The organism is Sphingomonas sp., assembly GCF_036388215.1.
Taxonomy (GTDB): Bacteria; Pseudomonadota; Alphaproteobacteria; order Sphingomonadales; family Sphingomonadaceae; genus Sphingomonas.
In genome coordinates this window covers 31,940-52,716 of sequence record NZ_DASVSH010000012.1, presented here as the reverse complement: position 1 = coordinate 52,716, position 20,777 = coordinate 31,940, and the positions used below count along the sequence as shown (strand labels likewise).

At 64.1% G+C, this 20,777-nt stretch carries 22 protein-coding genes and 1 tRNA gene; 13 read left to right on the top strand and 10 right to left on the bottom strand.

Translation table 11 applies throughout. From position 1 onward, the window contains the following. The first annotated feature begins 86 nt into the window (after positions 1-86). The 7 genes from VF617_RS05660 (at position 87) to VF617_RS05630 (ending at position 5,095) form a co-directional block, all read left to right on the top strand. On the top strand, positions 87-221 hold the full coding sequence (locus VF617_RS05660) for an aa3-type cytochrome c oxidase subunit IV (RefSeq protein WP_331013894.1): 135 nt from the start codon (positions 87-89) through the stop codon (positions 219-221). Between the two features lies 1 nt (position 222). Beyond that, the gene (locus VF617_RS05655) at positions 223-1,344 is read left to right on the top strand and encodes an NAD(P) transhydrogenase subunit alpha (RefSeq protein WP_331013893.1); all 1,122 of its coding nucleotides are present in this window, start codon (positions 223-225) and stop codon (positions 1,342-1,344) included. Continuing rightward, positions 1,341-2,078, top strand: coding sequence for an endonuclease NucS domain-containing protein (locus tag VF617_RS05650; protein WP_331013892.1), 738 nt, complete (start codon positions 1,341-1,343; stop codon positions 2,076-2,078). Before VF617_RS05655 ends, VF617_RS05650 begins: the two co-directional genes overlap by 4 nt. Beyond that, the gene (locus VF617_RS05645) at positions 2,078-2,371 is read left to right on the top strand and encodes a proton-translocating transhydrogenase family protein (RefSeq protein WP_331013891.1); all 294 of its coding nucleotides are present in this window, start codon (positions 2,078-2,080) and stop codon (positions 2,369-2,371) included. The genes VF617_RS05650 and VF617_RS05645 overlap by 1 nt, the downstream gene beginning before the upstream one ends. Position 2,372: 1 nt before the next feature. Further along, positions 2,373-3,830 carry an NAD(P)(+) transhydrogenase (Re/Si-specific) subunit beta gene (locus tag VF617_RS05640; RefSeq protein WP_331013890.1) on the top strand — a complete coding sequence of 486 codons (1,458 nt, stop codon included), beginning with the start codon at positions 2,373-2,375 and terminating at the stop codon, positions 3,828-3,830. 179 nt (positions 3,831-4,009) lie between these two features. Next, positions 4,010-4,945, top strand: coding sequence for a winged helix DNA-binding protein (locus tag VF617_RS05635; protein ID WP_331013889.1), 936 nt, complete (start codon positions 4,010-4,012; stop codon positions 4,943-4,945). Between the two features lie 74 nt (positions 4,946-5,019). Next, positions 5,020-5,095 (top strand) — tRNA-Val (locus tag VF617_RS05630). 14 nt (positions 5,096-5,109) lie between these two features. Here the strand turns inward: VF617_RS05630 and VF617_RS05625 are convergent. Further along, positions 5,110-5,448 carry a hypothetical protein gene (locus VF617_RS05625; protein ID WP_331013888.1) on the bottom strand — a complete coding sequence of 113 codons (339 nt, stop codon included), beginning with the start codon at positions 5,446-5,448 and terminating at the stop codon, positions 5,110-5,112. Between the two features lie 89 nt (positions 5,449-5,537). Continuing rightward, a complete protein-coding gene (locus VF617_RS05620; protein WP_331013887.1) occupies positions 5,538-6,101 on the bottom strand; it encodes a helix-turn-helix transcriptional regulator in 564 nt (187 codons plus the stop codon). An 88-nt stretch (positions 6,102-6,189) separates the two neighbouring features. Here VF617_RS05620 and VF617_RS05615 point away from each other — a divergent pair, with 88 nt between their 5' ends. Beyond that, positions 6,190-6,666: a DUF6456 domain-containing protein gene (locus VF617_RS05615; RefSeq protein ID WP_331013886.1), complete on the top strand. Its 477-nt coding sequence runs from the start codon at positions 6,190-6,192 to the stop codon at positions 6,664-6,666. A gap of 36 nt (positions 6,667-6,702) precedes the next feature. Here the strand turns inward: VF617_RS05615 and hisN are convergent, their stop codons facing one another. Further along, complete coding sequence (hisN, locus tag VF617_RS05610) at positions 6,703-7,485, bottom strand: histidinol-phosphatase (protein WP_331013885.1); 783 nt, start codon at positions 7,483-7,485, stop codon at positions 6,703-6,705. A gap of 47 nt (positions 7,486-7,532) precedes the next feature. On the opposite strand from hisN, the gene VF617_RS05605 reads away from it, so the two are divergent. The 4 genes from VF617_RS05605 to VF617_RS05590 all read left to right on the top strand — a co-directional run bounded on the left by VF617_RS05605 (position 7,533) and on the right by VF617_RS05590 (position 11,705). Further along, positions 7,533-8,609: a phospholipase A gene (locus VF617_RS05605; protein ID WP_331013884.1), complete on the top strand. Its 1,077-nt coding sequence runs from the start codon at positions 7,533-7,535 to the stop codon at positions 8,607-8,609. A 50-nt stretch (positions 8,610-8,659) separates the two neighbouring features. After that, positions 8,660-9,205: a peroxiredoxin gene (locus VF617_RS05600; protein ID WP_331013883.1), complete on the top strand. Its 546-nt coding sequence runs from the start codon at positions 8,660-8,662 to the stop codon at positions 9,203-9,205. A 115-nt stretch (positions 9,206-9,320) separates the two neighbouring features. Continuing rightward, on the top strand, positions 9,321-10,340 hold the full coding sequence (locus VF617_RS05595; RefSeq protein ID WP_331013882.1) for a GGDEF domain-containing protein: 1,020 nt from the start codon (positions 9,321-9,323) through the stop codon (positions 10,338-10,340). A 531-nt stretch (positions 10,341-10,871) separates the two neighbouring features. Continuing rightward, positions 10,872-11,705 carry an SDR family oxidoreductase gene (locus VF617_RS05590; RefSeq protein WP_414713968.1) on the top strand — a complete coding sequence of 278 codons (834 nt, stop codon included), beginning with the start codon at positions 10,872-10,874 and terminating at the stop codon, positions 11,703-11,705. Positions 11,706-11,843: 138 nt separating this feature from the next. Here the strand turns inward: VF617_RS05590 and VF617_RS05585 are convergent, their stop codons facing one another. The 3 genes from VF617_RS05585 to VF617_RS05575 are packed head-to-tail and all read right to left on the bottom strand — an operon-like array spanning position 11,844 to position 13,756. Continuing rightward, positions 11,844-12,461 carry a YbhB/YbcL family Raf kinase inhibitor-like protein gene (locus VF617_RS05585; RefSeq protein WP_331013880.1) on the bottom strand — a complete coding sequence of 206 codons (618 nt, stop codon included), beginning with the start codon at positions 12,459-12,461 and terminating at the stop codon, positions 11,844-11,846. Between the two features lie 47 nt (positions 12,462-12,508). Beyond that, on the bottom strand, positions 12,509-13,060 hold the full coding sequence (locus VF617_RS05580; protein ID WP_331013879.1) for a hypothetical protein: 552 nt from the start codon (positions 13,058-13,060) through the stop codon (positions 12,509-12,511). A gap of 24 nt (positions 13,061-13,084) precedes the next feature. After that, the gene (locus tag VF617_RS05575) at positions 13,085-13,756 is read right to left on the bottom strand and encodes a glutathione S-transferase family protein (RefSeq protein ID WP_331013878.1); all 672 of its coding nucleotides are present in this window, start codon (positions 13,754-13,756) and stop codon (positions 13,085-13,087) included. Positions 13,757-13,831: 75 nt separating this feature from the next. Between VF617_RS05575 and VF617_RS05570 the strand changes: the two genes are divergently transcribed. After that, a complete protein-coding gene (locus VF617_RS05570; RefSeq protein WP_331013877.1) occupies positions 13,832-14,182 on the top strand; it encodes a hypothetical protein in 351 nt (116 codons plus the stop codon). A gap of 238 nt (positions 14,183-14,420) precedes the next feature. Here VF617_RS05570 and VF617_RS05565 read toward each other — a convergent pair whose 3' ends face one another. From VF617_RS05565 to VF617_RS05550, 4 genes are all read right to left on the bottom strand, one after another. Further along, complete coding sequence (locus VF617_RS05565; RefSeq protein WP_331013876.1) at positions 14,421-14,843, bottom strand: hypothetical protein; 423 nt, start codon at positions 14,841-14,843, stop codon at positions 14,421-14,423. Positions 14,844-14,914: 71 nt separating this feature from the next. Continuing rightward, positions 14,915-19,429: a glutamate synthase large subunit gene (gltB, locus tag VF617_RS05560; protein WP_331013875.1), complete on the bottom strand. Its 4,515-nt coding sequence runs from the start codon at positions 19,427-19,429 to the stop codon at positions 14,915-14,917. After that, complete coding sequence (locus tag VF617_RS05555; RefSeq protein WP_331013874.1) at positions 19,426-20,082, bottom strand: hypothetical protein; 657 nt, start codon at positions 20,080-20,082, stop codon at positions 19,426-19,428. The genes gltB and VF617_RS05555 overlap by 4 nt, the downstream gene beginning before the upstream one ends. Then, the gene (locus VF617_RS05550) at positions 20,082-20,765 is read right to left on the bottom strand and encodes a DUF2059 domain-containing protein (protein ID WP_331013873.1); all 684 of its coding nucleotides are present in this window, start codon (positions 20,763-20,765) and stop codon (positions 20,082-20,084) included. Before VF617_RS05550 ends, VF617_RS05555 begins: the two co-directional genes overlap by 1 nt. Positions 20,766-20,777: the final 12 nt, after the last annotated feature.

The following is a 20,777-nucleotide window of genomic DNA, read 5'->3' as shown; positions in this document are numbered from 1 at the left end:
CCTTCAGTCATCTTTCGCCATGGGGTTGAGGCTATGGAACCCTGCGGTTAAGGTCGCATGACATTGTTGTTCTGGAGAGAAACCGCATGGCCGACACTGGCGACCACGGCATGGATTATCCCGCCCATGAGAAGACCTGGGGCGGCTTCACCGCCATGATGACTTGGGGCACGGTGGCGAGCGCTTTAGTCGCCGCGCTCGTCGTTTTCCTGATCGCCTAGGGTGAAGATCGCGGTCCTGAAGGAAACCGCCGCCGGCGAACGGCGCGTTTCCGCGACTCCCGAGACCGTCAAGAAGTTCATCGGTCTCGGTGCCAGCGTAACGGTGGAGAAGGGCGCGGGCGAAACTGCCTCGATCGCCGATCAGGGCTATTTCGATGCGGGCGCGTCCTTAAGCAGCCGCGCCGATGCGCTTAAGGACGCCGATATCGTGCTCGGCGTCGCCGGCCCCGATCCGAAGAGCCTCACCGGCATGAAGTCAGGCGCGTGGCTGGTCGCGGGACTCAACCCCTTCGGTGAGCGCGCGCGCATCGATGAATATGCCGCGCTTGGCCTGGAGGCGCTGGCGATGGAGTTCATGCCGCGCATCACGCGCGCGCAATCGATGGACATCCTCTCTTCGCAATCGAACCTGGCCGGCTACAAGGCCGTGTTGGATGCCGCGGGCGAATATGGCCGCGCTTTCCCGATGATGATGACCGCGGCGGGCACCGTCTCCGCCGCCAAGGTCTTCGTGATGGGCGTCGGCGTGGCGGGGCTCCAGGCGATCGCGACCGCAAGGCGGCTCGGCGCGCAGGTCTCCGCCACCGACGTGCGCGCCGCGACCAGGGAACAGATCCTGTCCTTGGGCGCCAAGCCGATCTTCGTCGAGGCGGTGAAGGGCATCGAAGGCGAAGGAACCGGCGGCTACGCTACCGAGATGTCTGACGAGTACAAAGCCGCGCAGGCCGAACTGGTCTCGTCGCATATCGCCAAGCAGGACATCGTCATCACCACCGCTTTGATCCCAGGCCGCCCCGCGCCGCGGCTGATCAGCGACGCGCAGATCGCCAGCATGAAGCCGGGCAGCGTGATCGTCGATCTCGCGGTCGAGGCGGGAGGCAATGTCGAGGGCGCGGCAGCGGGCGAAATCGTCGAGAAGCACGGCGTCAAGATCGTCGGCCACAAGAACGTGCCGAGCCGCTTGGCGGCGGACACCTCGGCCTTGTTTGCGCGCAACCTGTTCAACGTCCTCTCGGCCTTCTGGGACAAGGAAGCGCAGCGGCCGGTGCTCGACGAGGAAATCGGCGATGCGATCCGCCTGACCCGAGGCGGAAAAGTGGTGAATTCCAGGTTGCTCGCGTGATCGACTCCTTGTTTCGAACTTGGCTGAGCGAGAACTATTCATCGAACAGTGCCGCCAGTCATTTTTCTTGCGCGAAGCGGGTCGAGGAACATTACGGCGACCTAGATGCGCACTTTGACGATGGCACTCTCGATGATTTGGTGGAGCAACTCGCGTACTCCAAGGCGGACGAGAAAGCAGGCAAACCAAATCCCACAAAGCTTCCCGTTGGGGGCAATCCCTATAACGCACTGAATAATTTCAAGTCTGCGGTTCGATGCTATCGGTTCTTCAAGGATCAAGGCGGCGTTGCCGAGGTAGCGACGGAGTCGGTCCTCGAGAAGGCGGCAGAGATCGCGAAGGCGAACAAGGAGGGGAAGCAGTTCGAACTTGAGCGAAATTTGCAAGCCGCATTGCGCGCAGAGATTTGCCAGCTTGAGCCGGGCTTGAAGATCATCGACGGCGGCAATGAGCTGAGTGTAGCGTCGGGCAATATCGATATCCTTGCTGAGGATCCCAGCGGCTGCGCTGTGGTAATCGAGTTGAAGGCGGGGATCGTTAAGCGCGAGGCGATTGGCCAGATTACCGGGTACATGGGCGATCTAGTCGAAGACGAAAAATTCGACAAAGTTCGCGGAATTCTCGTTGGGGCTACGTTCGACAAGAGCGCTCGTGCTGCTGTCCGAGTGATCCCCACTTTATCGCTCAAACAGTACCGCTTCTCGTTCTCGTTCTCTGAACCACAGGTGGCGTAATGGATTTCATCTCGATCTTCTCGATCTTCGTCATGGCCTGTTTCGTCGGCTATTATGTCGTCTGGTCGGTCACGCCGGCCCTGCATACGCCGCTGATGGCGGTGACCAACGCCATTTCATCGGTGATCATCGTCGGGGCGCTGATCGCGTCCGCAGCGATCGGGCTCGGCAATGGCGGGACGGTGTCGAAATGGCTGGGGCTGCTCGCGGTGGTGCTGGCCAGCGTCAATATCTTCGGCGGCTTCGCAGTGACTGCGCGGATGCTGGCGATGTACAAGAAGAAGGTGCGCTGAGATGGAACATGCCGTCGCGGTAAGCCCGTGGGTTTCATTGGCCTATCTGGTCGCGGGCATCTGCTTCATCCTCGCGTTGCGCGGACTTTCGAGCCCGGTCACCAGCCAGCGCGGCAACCGCTTCGGCATGATCGGCATGGCGATTGCGGTGGTGACGACGCTGGTGACCCATGTCCCGACGGGGGGGGGCACATCGCTCGACGGCAGCGAGATCGACTTTCTTACAATATTCGAAGTCCTGGCTGCGATCGGCATCGGCGCGGTGATCGGTCTTGTCACAGCTCGCCGAATCGCAATGACCGATATGCCGCAGCTTGTCGCGGCCTTCCACTCGCTGGTCGGCCTGGCGGCAGTACTCGTCGCCGCCGCCGCATTCCTCAATCCCGATGCGTTCGGCATCGTCGACGCCGCTGGTGCTATCCTGCCCGTAAGCCGCGTCGAAATGGGCCTCGGCGTCGCGATCGGTGCGATCACTTTCTCCGGATCGGTGATCGCCTTCCTCAAGCTCAACGGCAATATGGGCGGCAAGCCGATCATGCTGCCCGGGCGGCACGTCATCAATTTGGCAGTCCTTGCGAGCATTCTCGGCTTGATCGCTTATTTCACCCAAGACCAGTCGCCCTGGATCTTCTGGACCGTTACCGGGCTCAGCTTCGCGATCGGTTTCCTGCTGATCATCCCGATCGGCGGCGCGGACATGCCGGTCGTCGTGTCGATGCTCAATTCCTATTCGGGCTGGGCCGCCGCCGCGATGGGCTTCACGCTGCACAACACCGCGATGATCATCACCGGCGCACTCGTCGGGTCGTCGGGCGCGATTCTCAGCTACATCATGTGCCGCGCGATGAACCGCAGCTTCATCAGCGTGATCGCCGGCGGGTTCGGCGGGGACAGCGGCGGGGGCGGCGATGGAGAAGCCAAGGAGCAGCGCCCGTGGAAGCGCGGATCGGCCGAGGACGCGGCCTTCCTGATGCAGCAGGCCGAGCAGGTCATCATCGTGCCAGGCTATGGCATGGCGGTCGCCCAGGCGCAGCACACGCTGCGCGAGATGGCGGACAAGCTCAAGCATCACGGCGTTCGTGTCAAATACGCCATCCACCCGGTCGCAGGGCGGATGCCGGGGCACATGAACGTCCTGCTTGCCGAAGCCAACGTGCCCTATGACGAAGTGTTCGAGCTAGAGGACATCAACAGCGAATTCGCCCAGACCGACGTTGCCTTCATCATCGGCGCGAATGACGTGGTCAATCCAGCTGCCAAGACCGACAAGGCATCGCCGATTTACGGCATGCCGGTGTTCGATGTAGGCAAGGCCAAGACCGTGCTCTTCATCAAGCGATCGATGGGGGGCGTCGGCTATGCGGGCGTTGATAACGACGTCTTTTATGCCGACAATACTATGATGCTCCTTTCCGACGCGAAGAAGATGGTCGAGGAAATTGTGAAATCGCTGGATTGAGATGGATCTCGATCCCGTTACCCGCCGTGAAAGACACGACTGATCCATAACGGAGATAGTTTCGGCCACAGGACAGAGTAGCCGCCATACAAGGTCCATAATGGAGGAGTGCGGACTCCGTCGTTCCCAAAGCCGGGTGAGGCCTTCGGAACGAATGTGAATTCAGGGCGGGGGCGAATTTGGGCACTGATGAAACCAATTCGTACGCGATCGGCGCGACAGCGCTGCTTATCGCGGAAAGCGCGCCAGGCGACGCCACGCAGGCGCTCGCGCTGACGGGTATAAGAGTCCGCGCGCAAGTCGATTTCGCACACGCCGCCGAACACCTGTCCGAGCAGGGACTCGACATGATCGTGATCGAGGCCGCCGCAGCTCCCGAGGCATTGGTCGAAAATGTCCTGGCCCGAGTGGATGCCGTGGCGCGCGAGCGGCATTTATCCATCGTGGCGGCGGTCTCCTTCGATCAGGTCGATCTCGCGTACGCAAATTTATTTGGCCCGCACGCCGGTTTGCTATGCGATCCGACCATGCCCGAACGAGTGAACGCCTTCGCAGTGGCGCGCGCTTCAAAGGATTGCCGCCGCCGGCCAGCCCTGCACGATGTCGGCCGCGATGCCGAAGCCGCACGCCTCCAGCGGCTCAACGAGGAAGTTGCGCGCATCGCGGACACGCTCGCGCGGTTGAGCCGAAGCGAAGGCGTCACGCGCCGAGGCAATGCCGTACGCGAGCCCGGCAGTGAATATTGCGGGCCGGTAGCCGTTACCGCGGAAACCAGCGCAGCTGAAATCCGCGCAGTAATCCGCTCGCGCCGGCTGCGCGCGCAGTTCTTCGCCCCCGATCTGCTCGCAGATCCGGCCTGGGACATGTTGCTCGATCTGTTCGCGGCGGCGCTGGAGCAGCGCCAAGTCTCTGTGTCGAGCCTGTGCATCGCCGCGGCCGTGCCGCCGACAACCGCCTTGCGCTGGATCAGCACATTGCATGAAGCGGGGCTGTTCGCGCGCCAGGCGGACCCGAGCGACCGCCGACGCGCCTATATCGGGCTCAGCGCCAAGGGGCTGGAAGGAATGCGCGGCTATGTGAGCGCAGCCAAGCGCGCGGGGATCGGACTGGTCTGAAGCTTGTACGTTCGCCGAGAAACAGGCGCTAAGGGGCTTGCCCCGCCGCACGCGCTTTGGCATCTCCGCAGTGCGGGCGCTTAGCTCAGTTGGTAGAGCATCTCGTTTACACCGAGAGGGTCGGCGGTTCGAGCCCGTCAGCGCCCACCACGCATCAACTCTGGTCAGTTCGCCGTAAAGGTCGGCGTTCCGGCGGCGTTGTAGCGGATCGTCACATAGGCGTTGTCGCATACGTTGATCGCGCTCCATGTCGATGTGGCGCCATCGGCAAAGGTCGCCTTCACATCGTACCTGCAGCCCGGCCCCTTGTCGAAATGGACGGTCATCCGTCCCCCCACCTTGGTCGTCGCATCTTCCTTCTTGAATTCGGGATCGACCTTGTTCGGCTGCCAGGTGGCGGTGCCCGCCGGGGCGAGTTCGACCGTCTTTATCGGCTTGCCGCTGCCGTTTATCAGGACGAAATCCCAATCGTCCGCGAATGCCGGTGCTGCCAAAAGAGTCATGGCGGCCGCCGTTACAGCCAATTTCATCATCGCATTCCCTCCTGCGTGGATCGAAACTGCGCCTATCCGCGCAATAGGGCAAGGGGGTCTCACAGGGAACGCACGAGACGCACCGCGCGGGCGATCCAGGCGGGGTCGGCAACGACTTGCTGGCGCGCGCCCGCGCCTAACGGCAGCAGGTGCAGCTTGCCCTCCTCCCGGCCAATCAGCCTTCCGAAGAGGAAGCGCCCGGCGGGGCGCGGCACGAGCACATCGCGGTTAAGCGCGCGGGCAAACTCCTCGGGCGCGAGCGTCGCACACCAGATCTCGTCTCCCGCGCGGTAATCGCCGATCCCGCCGGACACCGTCACTGCGACCATCCCAGCCTCGCCGCGCGGCGGCGCGACCATGGCGGGCCGGCGCGGCGCCTGGACACCGCCGCCATCCAGCACCGCCGCGACAGCGATCTCCGGCCGGTCGGCAAGCCGGACCAAGTCGGCGCCATCGACGTCGAGGGCGCCGGCGATGCGATTGAGCCAGCCGACCGACACCGTGCGCGTCCCGGTTTCGAGCCGCCCGATCGTCTGCGCCGTGGTTGGGGGGACGCACCGTTTCGCCACATCATCTAGGGTGAGACCCTTTGCCCGGCGGACTTCGCGGATAGCGGTGATCATTCACGGCCCTTTATAACCAGCGTGGTTTTCTCTGTCCTACAGATGCGCCGGCATGGCAAGCCCTGCGACTCGCAACAGGAGGCAGCGGATGCGTGAATTGGTCGAGAAAGAAATCATTTCAGGCGTTGTGGTGCCCGGGAGGACAGCAAAACACCGGCAGCGAACCGTAACGGTAAATCTAGCGGAGTCACCACTGGGTTGGCTACGCTCTCGCGGGCATGTCGATGCCCGGCAGTTCGAGGCTGGCGAGCGACTGCGCCTTGATTACGAGACGGCGGCGCTCGGCCCTCGCGTGACGATGTGCTGGGATTCCGCGCCTCGCGCCGGGCGCTCAGGTCCGCCGGTCGGCCTCGATCCCGCCCTCGCCCAGATCTCAGCCAAGCGACGGTTCGACGCGGCAATCGACGCCGCCGGCCCGGGACTGAGCGACATATTATGGCGCGTGGTCTGCGCTTGCGAGGGACTAGGCCCAGCCGAAAAGGCGCTGGGCTGGCCAAGCCGCGCCGGCAAGTTGGTGCTCTGTCTCGCACTGGACCGCGTCGCCAGCCATTATGGCCTGCGATGAGGCGAGATCGCTAACGCCACCGGCGCATTGGATTGCTCAGTGGCCCCGGCATGCCAGAGCTTCGAGAATATCGTCGATCCGCGCGGGATCGCCTGCGGCGATGACCTCGCCGCTGCTGCCGGCGTGAAGCGGGTCACCCTGCCAGTCGCACATCCGCCCGCCCGCACCCTCGACCACGGGGACAAGCGCTGCGAAATCGTGGAGCTTGAGCCCGGCCTCTACCACCACGTCCATCCAGCCGCTGGCGACGCAGCCATAATTATAGCAGTCGCCGCCCAGCACCGTGCTCATCACTGCCCCGTCGAGGTGCTCGAAGGCATGAAGCTGATCGTCGCCGAACAAGGCGGGTGAAGTCGTGCCGAGAATGGCCTGCTTGAGGTCGCGGCAGCGGCGCGTGCTGGCCGGCGCTCCGTTGAACAGGGTCGGGCGGCCCATCACGCCCAGCCAGCGTTCCTTTGCGATCGGCTGGTCTATGATCCCGAGCAGCGGCCAGCCATCCTCGATCAGCGCAATCAGCGTGCCGAAGATTGGGCGGCCGGCGATGAATGCGCGCGTGCCGTCGATCGGGTCGAGCACCCATGTCCGCCCGCTGGTCCCCGGTCGCTCGCCCAACTCTTCGCCGATAATGCCGTCCATCGGCGCCTCGGCGATCAGCAGCTTGCGCATCGCTTCCTCGGCAGCGCGGTCGGCCAGGGTGACAGGGGACAGATCAGCCTTCGCCTCGACGCCATGCTCGGCCCGGAAGTAGGGCCGGATCGCCGCACCGGCCGCGTCGGCGAGAGCGGAAGCGAGGGCGACATCTGTCTTGGTTACGGCCATTCGCCTGCCGTAGCGGGCGCATTTTGACTCGCCAAGCCGCCAAGTGAATGCCACCCACCGCGATCATGCGCCTGCTCCTTTTAGCCTTCGGCCTTATCGCCGCCAGCCCGGCGGCCGCGCAGCTACGCGCGATACCCGCTCAGCCGGCGTCCGAAAGCGAGGCCTTGCGGGGCGTGGAAGTGTTTCTCGTCAATGAAGGCGAGGCCCCGGTCAGTGATGCGGGGCCGCGCGCATTGGAAGTGACCGCGACCGACGGCACCCGCCTCATGCTGGAGCGCGCGCCAGGACCGACACGCACCGTGCAACCCGGGGGGTTCGTCAAGGCCCGCTACGTGCCGGTAGGCATTGCGGGCAGGGCCGTGCCGCCAAGCGCCGCACACGCCCCGGCCGAGGCGCCTGCAAGCGAAACTACAGTGCAAAGCTCGACCGGCAGCTCCTCCGCCTTTATCGATCGCTTCGAGCCGCATGAACCGGTCTATGGCGTGGTCGGGGCTGGCAACGCAGGTGGCAAGCTTCAGGTCAGCTTCGCCTTCCGCCCGTTCGACGCAGACGCGCCGCTCAAGCTCGGCAACCTCCGCTTTGCCTATACCCAGACCATGTTCTGGGCGCTCGACCTGCCCTCCGGTCCGCTCAGCGCGACCAATTACGCGCCCGAAGTCTATGCCGACATGCCGCTCGACGAGACCACGAAGCTGGCGTTGGGCTATCGTCACGATTCGAATGGGGGCGGGCTGCTGCACTCGGTCGATGTGAATCGCATTTTCGCCCGCGCGGAGAAATCCTTCGATCTGGGCGATGACTGGCGGCTTGATCTTGCGCCCCAGGCCTGGTTCTACATCGGCCAAACGACTGTCACGCCCGATCTGCGCGACTATTTCGGCTACACGTCGCTCAGCGCCGCGATCTCGCAGCCCGAGGGACTCAAGCTCTCGCTGACCGGACGCGGCAGTTTCGAGACGGGCAAGGGCGGGGCCGAACTTTTTGTGTCCTATCCGCTCACCAGGCTGGGCGGCGGCGTGGGCTTCTATATCTTCGGCCAGGCCTTTACCGGATATGGCGAAGCCCTCGATGAGTATCGCCGCAACCGGACCCGTGCGCGGATCGGCATCGCACTGACGCGTTAGACTCGCAGGCGCGCGGCAGCTAGGCTAAGCCGTCCCATAGGAGACTTGCCATGCGCCCGTTGCTGTTCGCCGCCCTCGCCTTCGCGCTGGCTGTCCCCGCAAGCGCGGCGCTCGCCCCGGGCGCGCGTGCGCCGGACTTCACTGCGCAAGGCGCCATCGCCGGCAACCCGGTGACGGTGAGCCTGAAGGCGGCGCTGAAGAAAGGGCCGCTAGTCCTCTATTTCTTCCCTGCTGCGTTCACCTCCGGCTGCAACGCGGAGGCCGCCGCCTTCGCTGAAGCGCTACCCGATTTCACTGCGGCGGGCGCGACGGTGATCGGGATGACCGCAGGCAATGTCGATCAGCTCGCCAAATTCTCGAGCGCGCATTGCGCGGGCAAATTCGCGGTTGCCGCAGCCACGCCGGCGGTGATCAAGGGCTATGACGTAGTCAGGATGGCCGACGGCAAGCCTTCGAACCTCACCAGCCGCACCAGCTTCGTCATCGCTCCGAACGGCAAGATCTTGTCGGTGCATGCCGATATCGGCCCGGTAGAACATATCCGCCTGACGCTCGCCGAGGTCCGCAAATATCGAAAAGCGCACAAGCGCGGCTGATATCTTCACCAACCGGCAAGTTTTGCTCACCGGATATTAGCAAAGGGGGGACTAGGTAATTTCCCGAATGACATGCCGCTCCATCCGGGAGCCTGGCATAGAACGGGGCTAGGCGATGGGCGGGGCGAGTGCCTTAAGAGGAGCAGGCGGGGAAGATCCCGCGCGCCGCCTCTATGGGCGCATCGGCACTTTCCTGACCGACCAGCGGCTGGATCCAAATCCGGCCAATTACGCTTTTGCCTATCATCTGCTCGCCAATCCCGATGGTCCGCTGGCCCGGGCGGTCGCGGCGCTGACGGACGGCGGCGTGCGGCTGACCCAGCGCGACATCGAGACGCTGGGCTGCGAGAACAAGCCCGTCGCCAATCCAAAGGCCATTGTGCAGAAGGCGGACGGCCTGGTCGCGCAGACCCAGATGCAGGTTGAAGGCTTTGAGGATATGGTCACTGCGATCCGAGCCGAGACCGAAGGTTTCGGTCGCGATCTTGCGGCCAGCGCCGAAGCGATGCAGCGCTCGACCGGGGGTGATATCGCCGAAATCGCGGGGATCACGGCGGCGATGCTTGAGCGTGTGCGCACTGCCGAGGCCCGGCTCGATTCGGCGACGCGCGAGGCGAGCGAATTGCGCAAGAAGCTCGAGGAAGCGCGTGACAATGCCCGCCGCGATCCGCTCACCGATCTTCCCAACCGCCGCGCCTTCGAAGAGGCTTATGCGGCCCAGGCCGCGTCGGGCGAGCGGATATGCATGGCGGTTTGCGATATCGATCACTTCAAGTCGGTCAACGACCGGTTTGGCCACGCAGTGGGCGATCGCGTGCTGAAGGCCATCGCCGATGCCCTTTCGACTTCGTGCAAGGGCCATTTAGTGGCGCGCTATGGCGGGGAGGAGTTTGCAGTGCTGTTCGCCGGAGTCGATCTTGCCGCCGCGCGGGTGACGCTCGACGCCGCCCGCGCCGGTGTCGCCACCCGGCAATACCGGCTGCGCGAAGACGATGCGCCGCTTGGCGAAGTCACTTTTTCGGGCGGTCTCACCGCCGCCACGGCCGAGGACAGCTACCAGAGCCTGTTCCAGCGCGCGGACCAGTTCCTTTATGCCGCGAAGACCGCAGGCCGGAACTGCCTCCGTTCGGACTGACCGCAATCGGACATTTTAGTGTCCGCTTTTATCTGGTGAAATTTCCCACTCTATGGTGAATTTTTTACCATCCCCGCGAAACTTTGTTCGTCGTGCTAGTGATATCAATCACTTAGAAAACTGGCACGCTCCCTGCAATCCTGTTGGCATCGGCCGCCGGATGGTCCGGAAGAGCCGCATCACAGGGAGTAACTTCAATGACCGCTCGTCTCGACTCGCTTCAGCAGACCGCCGCCGTGTTCAGCGCCGTACTTTTCACGACTGCCCTGGTTCTTTTCTCCGGTGTCATCGCGCCCCTCGCATGATGCCGGAACAACAGGAGAAGATCAGCATGGTGCGCAGTCTCTTGGTGGGCGTGCTATCGTTCGCGGGCACCGCGGCGATCCTCGTCGGCAGCTTGCAGGGTTCGGCCGTGATCGGCTGAGCCCTGCCCTCACTCAACAAACAGCGGAACTCCCGCTTCCGCAACAGGTTACCTCCGGCAAACCCCTTTTCAGGAGCTTGGCCGTGAGTGAGACCGAAGTGATCGACATGATCCACGAAGATGCGCTGCCGGGGCATGAAAGCGCGCTCGAGCCCAAGCCCGACTGGGAGCCGCTCTACCCTGGCTCGGGGCGCCTCAAGGACAAGGTCGCGGTAATCACCGGCGCCGATAGCGGCATCGGCCGGGCAATCGCGGCGCTCTATGCCCGCGAAGGCGCCCATGTGGCGATCCTCTATCTATGCGAGCATGACGACGCGGCGATGACCGCCGACATCGTCCGCCAAGAGGGCCGCGAGGCAATCACAATCGCCGGCGACGTGGGCGACAAGGCTTTCTGCGACTCCGCGATCGCCAAGGTCGTCGAGAAGTTCGGGCGCATCGACGTGCTCGTCAACAATGCCGGGGAGCAGCATCCCGACAAGGAAATCACCGACATCACCGAGCAGCAGCTCAAGCGGACCTTCCAGACCAACATCTTCGGGATGTTCTTCATGGTCCAGGCCGCGATGCCGCACCTGAAAAAGGGCGCGGCGATCGTCAATTGCACCTCGGTCACCAATTACCAGGGCTCCAAGGAACTGCTCGATTATTCGTCGACCAAGGGTGCGATCACCGCCTTTACGCGCAGCCTTTCGGAGAATTTGATCGAGAAGGGCATTCGCGTGAACGGCGTCGCCCCCGGCCCCATCTGGACGCCGCTCAACCCGATGGGCGGCGCGAGCAAGGAGAAGCTGGCGACATTTGGCGAAAGCACGCCAATGGGGCGCGCCGGCCAGCCCAACGAAGTCGCGCCGAGCTTCCTGTTCCTCGCATGCGAGGATTCCAGCTACATGTCCGGCCAGGTGCTGCACCCCAATGGCGGCACCATCGTCAACGGCTGAGCCGCGCGAAAGGTTAGTAAAGGTTACACCAAGAACGCGGTTTGGCGTCAGGGGTCTGCAACGGTTCAAAGAGCGGCTGACGGCAAGGTCGGCGCTGCGAGTCAAGCAGGTGAAATCCTACATTGCAAGCGCCGGCGCTCAGGCCAGCGCGCCCAAGCCCGCGGGACCCGACAGCGACTCTTCGCCGCGCGAATAGGTGCCGGTGAGCAGCCCGGCCGCCAGTACCCTGCCCTCCATCGCCGCGAGCAATGCGCCGCGGCCGGGGGTGTCGCCGACGTCGGGTCCATCCGCCAGCGCGAAGAGCTGAAAGGCGTAGCTATGCTCGCCATGCCCGGTCGGCGGATCGGGGGCGAGCCAGCCTTCTCCGAAGAAGCTGTTGCGGCCGACATCGCTGCCATCGGCCCCGCCGGCGCCGTCGCTAGTGATCGCGCCTTCCTTCAGATCGCCGTCCGCACCGGGGATGTCCCACACTATTGCATGAACCAGGGGCTGCGGGGACGGCGCGTCGGAATCCTCGACGATCAACGCCAGCAGCGCAGTGCCCTCGGGCACGCCTGTCCAGAACAAGGGCGGCGACACGCCCTCTCCATCCGCGGTGAACCGCTCGGGCAGCCGCGCGCCATTGGCGAAGGCGGGGCTGGCGAGATGCATGGTCTCGAAGCTGCCGAGCTGCGGCTGGACGATCGCAAGCTTGTCCGCGCCCGCCCGCAGCCCGCTCAGTGCACTGCCGAGCCAATGGGGTATATGTTCGAGCATCGGGGCCTCCATGGGTGAAACGTACGAAAGATCATCTTTGCTCGCGCTCAAAACAGGTAATTTGCGAAGGCCAACATGATCAGCGCAATGCTCACCGCACGCCCTCTGCAGAAAGCCAGCGCAAGCAGCACAGTCGAGAAATAGCCGGTTTTCAAGATGGTACCCGCGGAGCACACTGCCGCCCAATATTCCTGCGGAGTCGATACGAACGCAGTAAAGCCGAAGCCGGCGACCAGGTTCGCTACCAGCACGCCCAAGCTTATCCAGCGCTTGTGCGCGAAGAAATACTCGTCGAGCGAAGGCCATGCATTGAGGTCTCGCGGCACGAGGAGCGAGGCAGCGAGATAATAGATTGCCGCGACCGCGATACCGGTGAGCAGCAGGCCCAGCGAAATGCTGACCGTCTGCATCCATTGCCACAAATTGTTCCAGAAGCTGGCAAGATCGACAAGGACGAACAGCGCCATCAGCGGCGTAAGCACGCCAACGGCGACGTGCTTACGCCGCTGGATGGCCTGAGAGAACCCCGTCACCACCTCCGTCACCGAGAGGCCGAGGACTAGGCCGAAAAAGCCGAAGAAATATTCGAAGGCGCTCATTGCCCGTTCTTCGGCTCCGACATGCTAAAGATCCAGTTTCTCGTAATCGGCGGGCGGCGGGATGCCGGCCATGCGTTCCGACAAGAGCGGCCGGAAGCTCGGGCGGCTCTTCATCCGGACATACCAACCCTTGGCCTGCTCATGGCTCTTCCAGTCGATTCCGCCAAGATAGTCGGCGATGGAGATGTGCGCCGCGGCGGCGAGATCGGCCATGCTCATCGTGGCGCCCGCGAGCCAGGTGCGGTGATCGAGCAGGTAATCGATATAATCGAGATGCGCGACCGCGGCCTTCATCGCTTCGCGCAGCGTCCTGGCATCGGGCGTCTGCTTGTGGACGATGCGCTTGATCATCCGCTCATGGAGCAAGGGCGCAGTGATCTCGGCATAGAAATTGGTGTCGAACCAGATCGTCAGCCGGCGGATTTCGGCGCGGTCTGTCGCGGTGCCGTTGAGCATCGCCGCCTTGCCGACGGTCTCTTCGAAGAACTCGCAGATCACGCTTGAGTCGATCAGCGTCACGCCGCGCTCGGTATCGACCATCACGGGCACCTGGCCCGTGGGGTTCAGATCGAGAAATTCGTCACGCCGGTCCCAGGGCGATTCACGCACCGGCTCATAGCCCACCTGCTTCTCGCCGAGCAGGAGCCGGACCTTGCGCGAGAAGGGGCAAAGCGGGAATTGATAGAGCTGCCACATGGGGGTGCTTTAGGCTCGGGCGCGCGGTTGCGGCAAGCGCTTGCGCTTTCACAACCCACGTGGGAGCATCCTTGTATGGACGGAGATCCATTCGAGACGGTAGCGATCGCGTATAGCCAGCCTCAGGCGGGCGTGATCTTGTCGCTGTTCGCGTGGCACGGCATGCTGGCCTATGCGATGAATCTAGAAACCGCGCGCACGAATTGTCCGTGGACATTGGCGCTGGGCGGCATCCCGATACGCGTGGAGCGCTCCGCGGCCGAGGAAGCCAGGGCGCTGCTCACCGAAGCTGCCGACCGGTCAGGCGAGCCGCAGGTCGAGACGGCATCGGGCCGCATCAGCAATGGCGTAATCGCCGCCTTGTGCTTCGTGATGGCAGGTGCCGCGCCGCCGCCACGACTAAGCGCGTCGATCGTCAGGCGCTGAGGGGTTCTGCGGCGGCCAGTTAAACGCCTGTCTGCCCCCTGCTTGGGACCGGGCAAGCCAACCCGGCCCCGCTCATGCTGAGCTTGTCGAAGGGTGCTTCGACAAGCTCAGCATGAGCGGGTGATCGGTGCCTATCCCGCGGCCACCCGATACCATGGCACGTCGAGTGGATGTGCTGGAAGGCGGTCGCAAGATTAACGTCGGGTCCGGCCAGAGGCACGGTAATCCAGCGCCGGCCTCAATAATCCTCGTCGTCGCGCGCCGTCAGCGGGCGGAGGGGGGCGAGGGCGGCGCGGAGACGGCTGGCGGTGCGGGTGATTTCGTCGCTCATGGTCAGCGCGTCGTTCGCAGTGATGCCGACGACCGCCACCGCGCGACGCGCATCTTCGCGCAACCGGGCTTCGAAGCGAGGATCCTCCCGCCTTACCAGCGAGCGCAGCGTATCGTCGGGGCGAATGCCTTCGCCTGGATCGGCATAGCGCGCGATCGGGCCGACGCGCGTGTCGAGCACGATGCCGGCAAGCGCGCCGAGCATGGCGACCGCGCCTTCCTGCACGACGGGATTGTTAAGCTGGCGCACGGCCTCACGATCGGCGCGCGATTGCGCCATTGCGGGCGCGGCCAGTACACAGACAGCAAGCGTGGCGGAAATCAAACGCATGACACACTCCCGAGTCGAGCAGGAACGCGCTTCATAACCGATCAGAAGCGCTAAGTGAAGCGAATCGGGCGCTATTCCGCCGCCACGGCCTCCACCGCATCGTCCAGCGGATAAGCGAGCCGCGTCAGCATTTCCCTGGGCACGACTTGCCAGAAATAGCCGGCCGCGCGGTCCCACTCCTCCAATATGCCTTGCGACCATTTGCTGTCGGTCGCCTCGGCATGCGCCTCGACAAGCTCGCGCAAGCGGCCTTCCCAATGCGCCGAAGCAAGCCGCTGCCATACGATGCTTTCGGGATTGGCGCGCGAAGCGAAGCTGCCGTCAGCATCGTAGACGAACGCCATGCCGCCGGTCATCCCGGCGCCGAAATTCGCACCGACTGGCCCCAGCACCACCGCAGTGCCGTTGGTCATATATTCGCAGCCGTTGGCGCCGCAGCCTTCGACGACGACTTCGGCGCCCGAATTGCGCACCGCGAAGCGCTCGCCCGCTTGCCCCGCGGCAAACAGCCGGCCCGAGGTTGCGCCATAGAGCACGGTGTTGCCGATGATCGTGTTCTTCCAGCTCTCGATCGGCGAACTGACCATCGGGCGAACGACGATCGTGCCGCCGGAAAGCCCCTTGCCGACATAATCATTCGAATCGCCAAACACTTCGAGCGTGATCCCCTTGCACAGGAACGCCCCGAGCGACTGCCCCGCCGAACCGCGCAGGCGGACATGGATGTGACCGTCGGCGAGGTGCGACATGCCGAAGGTGCGCGTGACTTCCGAAGACAGCCGCGTGCCGACCGCGCGGTGCGTGTTGCGGACGGTGTAGGTCAATTGCATCTTCTCGCCGCGCGAGAAGACGGCGGCGGCATCCTTGATCATCTGCGCATCGAGGCTGTGGGGCACTTCGTTGCGGAAGGTGCTGAGGCTGAAGCGACGTTCGGCGTCGGTCGCGTCGACCTTGGCGAGGATCGGATTGAGGTCCAGATCATCGAGATGCTCGGCGCCGCGGCTGACCTGGCGGAGCAATTCGGTGCGGCCGATGATCTCGTCGAGGCTCTTTACGCCAAGCTTGGCGAGGATTTCGCGGACTTCCTCGGCAATGAAGGTCATCAGGTTGATGACCTTTTCGGGCGATCCGTTGAACTTGGCGCGCAACTTCTCGTCCTGGGTGCAGACGCCCACGGGACAGGTGTTCGAATGGCATTGGCGCACCATGATGCAGCCCATCGCCACCAGGCTGAGCGTGCCAATGCCGAACTCCTCGGCCCCCAGGATCGCGGCGATGACGATGTCGCGCCCGGTCTTGAGCCCGCCATCGGTGCGCAGCTTGACCCGGCCGCGCAGGCCGTTGAGCGTGAGCGTCTGGTTGACTTCGGAGAGGCCCATTTCCCACGGCGTGCCGGCATATTTGACGCTGGTCTGCGGCGAGGCTCCGGTGCCGCCGACATGGCCGGCGATCAGGATCACGTCTGCGTGCGCCTTGGCGACGCCCGCCGCCACGGTGCCGATGCCCGCGGAGCTAACCAGCTTCACGCACACGCGGGCACGCGGATTGATCATCTTCAAATCGTAGATGAGCTGGGCAAGATCCTCGATCGAATAGATATCGTGGTGCGGCGGCGGGCTGATCAGGGTCACGCCGGGAGTCGCGTGGCGCAGCCTGGCGATGAACTCGGTCACCTTGAAGCCGGGCAATTGCCCGCCCTCGCCGGGCTTGGCGCCCTGGGCCACCTTGATCTCGATCTCGTCGCACGCGTTCAGATATTCCGCGGTGACGCCGAAGCGGCCCGAGGCGATCTGCTTGATCACCGAATTGGCGTTGTCGCCATTGTCGCGCGGCGAATAGCGCTCGCTATCTTCGCCGCCCTCGCCCGACACTGCCTTGGCGCCGATGCGGTTCATCGCGATCGCCAGCGTTTCGTGCGCTTCCTTGCTGAGCGCCCCCAATGACATGCCGGGGGTGACGAAGCGCTTGCGGATTTCGGTGATCGCCTCGACCTGATCGATCGGCATGCCTTCACTTGGGAAATTGAATTCGAGCAGATCGCGCAGATAGACCGGCGGCAGATCGCGGACGCCGCGGGAGAAAGCGAGGTAGCTCGAATAGCTGTCGGTCTGCACCGCGGTTTGCAGCAGGTGCATGAGTTGCGCCGAATAGGCATGGACCTCGCCGCCGAAGCGCTGGCGGTAAAAGCCGCCGATCGGCAGCGTCGCCACTTCCGGGTCGAACGCGGCTTCGTGGCGCATCATCGCGTTGAGGTGGAGCGAAGCATAGCCTTCGCCCGAAATCTTGGCGGGCATGCCGGGAAAGAGATCGTGGACCAATGCGCGGCTGAGGCCCACCGCCTCGAAATTATAGCCACCCCGATAGGAGGAGATCACAGCGATCCCCATCTTGGAGAGGATCTTTAGCAGCCCCTCGTCGATCGCCTTGCGGTGGCGCTTCAGGCACTCTTCGATCGACAAGTCGCCAAACAGCCCGCGCGCGTGGCGATCGGCGATTGCCGCCTCGGCAAGATAGGCGTTCACGGTCGTCGCGCCGACGCCGATCAGCACCGCATAATAATGCGTATCGAGGCATTCGGCGGTTCGGACGTTCACCGATGCATAGGACCGCAGGCCCCGGCGGACGAGATGCGTGTGCACCGCGGCCGCCGCCAGCACCCCGGCGATGGCGACCTTGCCGGCCGAGATATGCTCGTCGGTGAGGAACAGTTCCGTGCAACCCGCGCGAACGGCCTGTTCAGCTTCATAGCGGATGCGCGCGATCGCGGCGCGGAGCGCATCCGGGCCGCCCTCGCGCGCAAAGGTGCAATCGATCTGGGCGCACTGGCCGCCGAAATGCGCGCGCAACCGATCCCAATCGCTGTTGATCAGCACGGGGCTTTCCAGCACGAGCACCTTCGAGCGCCCGCCCTGGGGATCGAGGATGTTGGCCAGATTGCCGAAACGGGTGCGCAGCGTCATCACCTGACGCTCGCGCAGCGAATCGATCGGCGGGTTGGTAACCTGGCTGAAATTCTGGCGGAAGAACTGGCTGATCAGCCGCGGCTTGTCGCTGATTACCGCCAGCGGCGTATCATCGCCCATCGATCCGATCGCTTCCTTGGCGGTCTCGACCATCGGCGAGAGGATCAGCTCCATATCCTCGAGCGTCTGGCCCGCGGCGACCTGCCGACGCGTGAGCTCGGCACGGTCGAAGCGGAGGGGATGGGCCGTGGGAGGAGCGAGATCCTCGACGCGGATGAATTCGCCGATCATGCCCGGATAATCCGCCTCGGCGGAGATGCGGTCCTTGATCGCCTTGTCGTCGAACAGGATGCCATTTTCGAGATCGACCGCGATCATCTGGCCCGGACCCATCCTGCCCTTGGCGATCACGGTGGATTCGGGGATCTGGACCATGCCGGTCTCGGAACCGACGATGAGCAGTCCGTCCGAGGTCTGGGTGTAGCGCAGCGGGCGGAGCGCGTTGCGGTCGACGCCCGCCACGGCCCAACGGCCATCGGTCATCGCCAGCGCCGCGGGTCCGTCCCACGGCTCCATGACACTCGCCAGATATTTGTACATCGCCAGATGATTCGGCGGCGTATCCTGATCGGACCATGCCTCGGGCACCAGCATCAGCTTGGCAGTGGGGGCGTCGCGGCCCGAGCGGCAGATCGCTTCGAACACCGCGTCGAGCGCGGCCGTATCGGAAGCGCCCGCAGGGATCACCGGCTTGATGTCTTCGCTCTGTTCGCCGAATGCGAGGCTCGCCATCTTGATCTCGTGGCTGAGCATCCAGTTCTTGTTGCCGCGGATCGTGTTGATCTCGCCATTGTGCGCCAGGCAGCGGAACGGCTGGGCGAGCCACCATTGCGGGAAGGTGTTGGTGGAATAACGCTGGTGGAAGATCGCGACGCGGCTGGTGAAGCGCTCGTCTTTCAGGTCCGGATAGAAATCGCTGAGCGACTCGGCAAGGAACAGCCCCTTGTAGATGATCGACCGGCACGAGAGCGAGCAGATGTAGAAGCCCTGCACCTGGGCTGCGATGATGCGCTTTTCGATGCGCCTGCGGATCAGATAGAGGTTCTTCTCGAACTCGGCGGCGTCGGACTCGTCCGGAAGGGGCCCGGCGATCATGATCTGCTCGATTTCGGGGCGCGTCGCCTGCGCCTTGAGGCCGATGACCGACACGTCGACCGGCACCTGGCGCCAGCCATAGATGGTGTAGCCCGCGCCGATCACTTCGGATTCGACGATCGTGCGGCATGCTTCCTGCGCGCCCAGGTCGGTGCGCGGGAGAAAGATCATGCCCACCGCCAGCCGGTTCGGCATCACGCGGTGCCCGCCCGCCGCAATCGCATCATCGAAGAAGCGCGCAGGGAGATCGACATGGAGGCCCGCACCGTCGCCGGTCTTGCCATCGGCATCGACCGCGCCGCGATGCCACACCGCCTTCAGCGCATCGATCGCGGATTGAACGACGCGGCGCGACGGCTTGCCGTCGGTTGCGGCGATCAGGCCCACGCCGCAGGCATCGCCTTCGAATTCGGGGCGGTACATGCCTTCGCGGGCGAGGCGTTCGCGCTCGGCTGTCATGTCGGTCATATCGGGCGGGTTCCGTCATCCTCGGCCGGAGCATCCGCTTCCGGCTTGGGCTCGGGCGGAAGATGCGCGGTCTCCTTTTCCATCCGCTCCATCAATTTAGGCATGATCTTCATCAGTTCGGGCATCATCTCGCCCATTTCCTTCATCATCTCCGGATCCATGAAGGCGATCATGAAGTCCTTGCCGAACGCCGTTCCCGAAGGAGTCGCGAGGAATGCGTCGAGATCGTCGAGCTGAACCAGGGTGAAGCGCCGCGCGAAGGTGCGGCCCAGCGCGGCGCGGACGCCAGGCTCTATCTTGTCCATGATCGGCGCGAATTCCTCGCCCATGATCTTCATCGTAATTGCAAGGCGCTCGCGAAAGGCCGGATCGCGCTCCACCATCGCCTGTTCGAGCGTCTTGCCGTCATCACCCGGCATGCCGCGAGTGAGCCCGCTCATGCTGCCCATCATCGCTTCCATCATGCCGGGGAACATGTCGCGCATGATGCGGCGATAGGTGCCCGGCGGAAGCAACCGCGCGACGACGCGCTGGGCCGCGGCGTCGCGCGCCGGATCGGCCGCAACCAACTGGTCAGGCTTGGCCGGCGCCGTCTGGGCAAGTGCGGGAGCGCCCGTCAGGACCAGCGCGGCGGCAGCGAGCGGCATGCGCATCAGCTTCTTCCCTTCAGGTAGCTCGCGGTGGCCTTCACCGCGAGCACGCGCAGCTTGGGAGCGTGCTTGTCGATGATGCGCTTCGACCAGGCACGGCTGGCGGCGGAGATCTTGCTATTCAGCGACTGCATCTTGGCGGCCGCGGGGCTCGCCCCGAACGCGATCAGCGCCGGATAGTCCTCGGCCTTCAAACTCGCCATCACCGCGCTCATCGCGGCGGCTTTCATCTGCTCTTCGGACTGGCTCGGCTTGTCGCCCACGCTCGCATAGACTTGCGTGCGGACCTTTTCGCCGGTCGGGCTCGAAAAGAAAGTTACGGAGTCCGCGATCTCCGTCGCGGTCATGCCCTCGGCGATGATCGCGCGCATCTCGCGCCGAAGCTCTGGCAGACCGGCGCGCATCCCCTTGATAAGCACGGGGCGAACCTGGGCCGAGATATGCGCCTTCAGGCCCGGATGCCTGGCATGAAGTTCCACCGACCGGGGGCTCTTGGCGAGTTCCTCCGTCAGACCGGCATCGAATGCGCGTGCGCCCAAGGCGAGCAGCGAATCCTCGGGCAGCAGCAACGCGACCAACTGGTCGATCGGCTTGACGGCAGCAGACGCCACCGGCGCCGTATCCCGGGCCTGGGCCGGGGCCAAGCCCGCAAGCGAGAGCGCCATCGCGGCGATCAGTTTTTTCATTATGTTACCCCC

Coding starts and splice junctions, on each gene's coding strand:
- VF617_RS05620 (WP_331013887.1), bottom strand. CDS start 6,101: ATGATCACCGCTATCCGCGAAGTCCGCCGGGCAAAGGGTCTCACCCTA.
- VF617_RS05660 (WP_331013894.1), top strand. CDS start 87: ATGGCCGACACTGGCGACCACGGCATGGATTATCCCGCCCATGAGAAG.
- VF617_RS05595 (WP_331013882.1), top strand. CDS start 9,321: ATGGGCGGGGCGAGTGCCTTAAGAGGAGCAGGCGGGGAAGATCCCGCG.
- VF617_RS05570 (WP_331013877.1), top strand. CDS start 13,832: ATGGACGGAGATCCATTCGAGACGGTAGCGATCGCGTATAGCCAGCCT.
- VF617_RS05645 (WP_331013891.1), top strand. CDS start 2,078: ATGGATTTCATCTCGATCTTCTCGATCTTCGTCATGGCCTGTTTCGTC.
- VF617_RS05575 (WP_331013878.1), bottom strand. CDS start 13,756: ATGTGGCAGCTCTATCAATTCCCGCTTTGCCCCTTCTCGCGCAAGGTC.
- VF617_RS05585 (WP_331013880.1), bottom strand. CDS start 12,461: ATGCTCGAACATATACCCCATTGGCTCGGCAGTGCACTGAGCGGGCTG.
- gltB (WP_331013875.1), bottom strand. CDS start 19,429: ATGACCGACATGACAGCCGAGCGCGAACGCCTCGCCCGCGAAGGCATG.
- VF617_RS05550 (WP_331013873.1), bottom strand. CDS start 20,765: ATGAAAAAACTGATCGCCGCGATGGCGCTCTCGCTTGCGGGCTTGGCC.
- hisN (WP_331013885.1), bottom strand. CDS start 7,485: ATGGCCGTAACCAAGACAGATGTCGCCCTCGCTTCCGCTCTCGCCGAC.
- VF617_RS05590 (WP_414713968.1), top strand. CDS start 10,872: ATGATCCACGAAGATGCGCTGCCGGGGCATGAAAGCGCGCTCGAGCCC.
- VF617_RS05580 (WP_331013879.1), bottom strand. CDS start 13,060: ATGAGCGCCTTCGAATATTTCTTCGGCTTTTTCGGCCTAGTCCTCGGC.
- VF617_RS05605 (WP_331013884.1), top strand. CDS start 7,533: ATGCCACCCACCGCGATCATGCGCCTGCTCCTTTTAGCCTTCGGCCTT.
- VF617_RS05555 (WP_331013874.1), bottom strand. CDS start 20,082: ATGCGCATGCCGCTCGCTGCCGCCGCGCTGGTCCTGACGGGCGCTCCC.
- VF617_RS05615 (WP_331013886.1), top strand. CDS start 6,190: ATGCGTGAATTGGTCGAGAAAGAAATCATTTCAGGCGTTGTGGTGCCC.
- VF617_RS05600 (WP_331013883.1), top strand. CDS start 8,660: ATGCGCCCGTTGCTGTTCGCCGCCCTCGCCTTCGCGCTGGCTGTCCCC.
- VF617_RS05565 (WP_331013876.1), bottom strand. CDS start 14,843: ATGCGTTTGATTTCCGCCACGCTTGCTGTCTGTGTACTGGCCGCGCCC.
- VF617_RS05625 (WP_331013888.1), bottom strand. CDS start 5,448: ATGACTCTTTTGGCAGCACCGGCATTCGCGGACGATTGGGATTTCGTC.
- VF617_RS05640 (WP_331013890.1), top strand. CDS start 2,373: ATGGAACATGCCGTCGCGGTAAGCCCGTGGGTTTCATTGGCCTATCTG.